The organism is Saccharomonospora halophila 8, assembly GCF_000383775.1.
Taxonomy (GTDB): domain Bacteria; phylum Actinomycetota; class Actinomycetes; order Mycobacteriales; family Pseudonocardiaceae; genus Saccharomonospora; species Saccharomonospora halophila.
The window spans coordinates 38,960-41,328 of the sequence record NZ_KB912578.1 but is presented as its reverse complement, the minus strand read 5'-3'; the positions used below and the strand labels follow the sequence as shown (position 1 = coordinate 41,328).

Annotated in this window: 2 protein-coding genes; both read right to left on the bottom strand. The window is 72.8% G+C overall.

The window, feature by feature from the left end; translation table 11 throughout:
* Positions 1–1,154 (bottom strand): MCE family protein (locus tag SACHA_RS22850; RefSeq protein WP_019811865.1); only part of this gene is annotated, 1,154 nt, incomplete at its 3' end.
* Entirely contained in the window at positions 1,151–2,359 is a 1,209-nt protein-coding gene (locus SACHA_RS0117530) for an MCE family protein (RefSeq protein WP_028663307.1), read from the bottom strand. The genes SACHA_RS22850 and SACHA_RS0117530, both read right to left, overlap by 4 nt.
* Positions 2,360–2,369 lie beyond the last annotated feature (10 nt).

The following is a 2,369-nucleotide window of genomic DNA, read 5'->3' as shown; positions in this document are numbered from 1 at the left end:
CCGCCGTCGGGGCCGCCGTCGGAACCGCCCCGGTTCCGCACCGGTCCGTCCGCCCGCGGCACGTTCTGGGCGCCGCGCACCGAGATCGGGCTGCCCGGGGGTTCGGCGCAGTAGGCCTCGGTGTTCGGCGGCACGTCCTCGGTCTCGTCGGCCGCTCGCCCGGGGGTGGTCTCGTAGCCCTTCGTGCACGACGGGGGATCGAAGAAGTTCAGGACCAGCCCGAGGTGGCCCTCGCCGTTCGACGTCACCGACTTGGAGAACGCCGAGGCGATCGGCAGGGCGACCAGCAGCTGTTCCACCGCGTCGGTGCGTGCGGCGGTGATCCGCGTCGTGGTGAGCAGGTTCGCCAGCAGCACGCCGGTGGACGTGCCGGTCTCGGCCAGGAACTCGTCGACCTCCCGGCTCAGGCCGGGCGCGCGGTCCACCACGGTGCGCAGGTCGGGGTCCGCCTCCTTCAGCGCACCCGCGATCTCGGAGAATCCCTCGGCGATCCGCAGCAGCTCGTCGCCCTGCTCCCGTTGGGTCTGCAGGACCACGCGCCCGTCCGCGAGCAGCTGCCGCGTCTCGGGCAGGTTCTCCCGGGCGGCCGCGGTGAACGAGCCGGCCGCGTCGAGCAGGCGCTGCAGGTCCGGCCCCACCCCGTTGAACGCCTCATGTGCCTCGTCGACGACCGTCCGCACCGACTTCGGGTCCACACTGGACAACAGGTCGTGCGCTCCGGCGAGCAGGTCGTGCGGCATGACGGGGGTGTCCGTGCGCTCCCGGGGGATTACCGCGCCGGGTTCGAGATAGGGCGCACCGTCGCGGTGCGGGCGCAGGTCCACGTACTGTTCCCCGACCGCGGAACGGTTGGCCACCACGGCGTCGGTGTCGGCCGGGATCGGCGGTGCGTCGTCGGCGATGTCCAGCTCGACGGTGAGGCCGTCGCCGTCCAGGTCCAGCGACCGCACCCGCCCCACGGTGACCCCCCGGTAGGCCACCTCGGCGCCCTCGAAGATGCCGCCGGAGGAGGCCAGCTCGACGTGGACGGAATAGCCGCGTCCGGTGACGAGCCGGTCGAGCCCGGCGTACTTCCCGCCCGCGTAACCGACCGCGAGCACCGAGATCAGCCCGAACACGAGCAACAGCACCTTGTTCCGACCCGTCAGTCTCATCGCGTCCCTCCGAGCAGGCCGCCCAGCAGTCCCCCGACGCCGCCCCCGGCCTCGTCCCGGGAACCGGTGTCCGGCTCCGCGGTGCCGGGCAGGGGCAACGGCGGCGCGGACGAGTCCGTGCCGCCCCCGGGGTCACCGGCGGTGCCGGAGGTGTCCGGCCCGTCGGCGTTCGTCAGGTCGCCCATCCCCGCGGGGAGGTAGGCCCCGAGGAGGTTCTTCAGTACCGAGTCGAGGTTGAGGTCCAGCCGGACTCCCACGTTGGCGTAGTCCCCGTGCACGATCCGGTGGCCGAACACCGGGATCGGGTAGGTGGGCAGCAGCTTCAACGCCTCGGCCAGGTCGGGACCGGTCTCCGCGAGCTTCTCCAGCACCGGCGCCGACGAGGCGAGGTTGGCCGCCAGCTCGTCGCGCGTGGCCTCGATCACCCTGCTGCCCACGCCGGAGAGTTCGTCGAGCGAACCGAGCATGCCGACGAGCTGTTCCCGCTGGTCGTCCACCACCTTCAAGCCCGGCTCCAGGTGGTCGAGCGCCAGGGTGAGGTCGTCGGACTGCTCGTCCAGCGTCGCGGCGAGGTCGTTCACCCCCTCGATGGCGCGCACGATCTCCCCGCGCTGCCCGTCGAGTTCGGTGGCCAGGTGATCGGCGCGGGACAGCAGTGCGCGGAACTCGGCCTCGTTCCCGGTCAGCGCGGTGTTCAACTCCCGGACGATCTCCCGCAGCTGTTCGACACCGCCGCCGTTGAGCAGCAGGGACAGCGCCCCGAGCACCTCCTCCACCTGCGCGTGCCGCCCGGTGCGCGCCAACGGGATGGTGTCCCCGTCGGACAGCCGCCCCGCGGACTCCTCCCCGTCGGAGGGGGGCGACAGTTCGACGAACTTCTCACCGAGCAGGCTGGACTGGCGGAGCTCGGCGTCGGCGTCGGCGGGCAGCCCGATCCCGCCGTTGATGACGAGAAGCACCTCCGCCGACTTCGTGTCCTCGGCGAGCGTGATCCGCTCGACCCGGCCCACCGCGACGTCGTCCACCTTCACCGCGGCCTGCGGCACCAGGTCGAGGACGTCGCGGAACTCCACGGTCACCCGGTAGGGGTCGTCACCGAGGTCCGCCCCACCGGGCAGCGGCGCGCTGTACAGCCCGGAGAAGCCCCCGTCGGCGCACCCGGCCACGAGCAGCGTGACGCCGAGTGCCGCGGCGAGCCTGCGCAGCCGCCTGCGC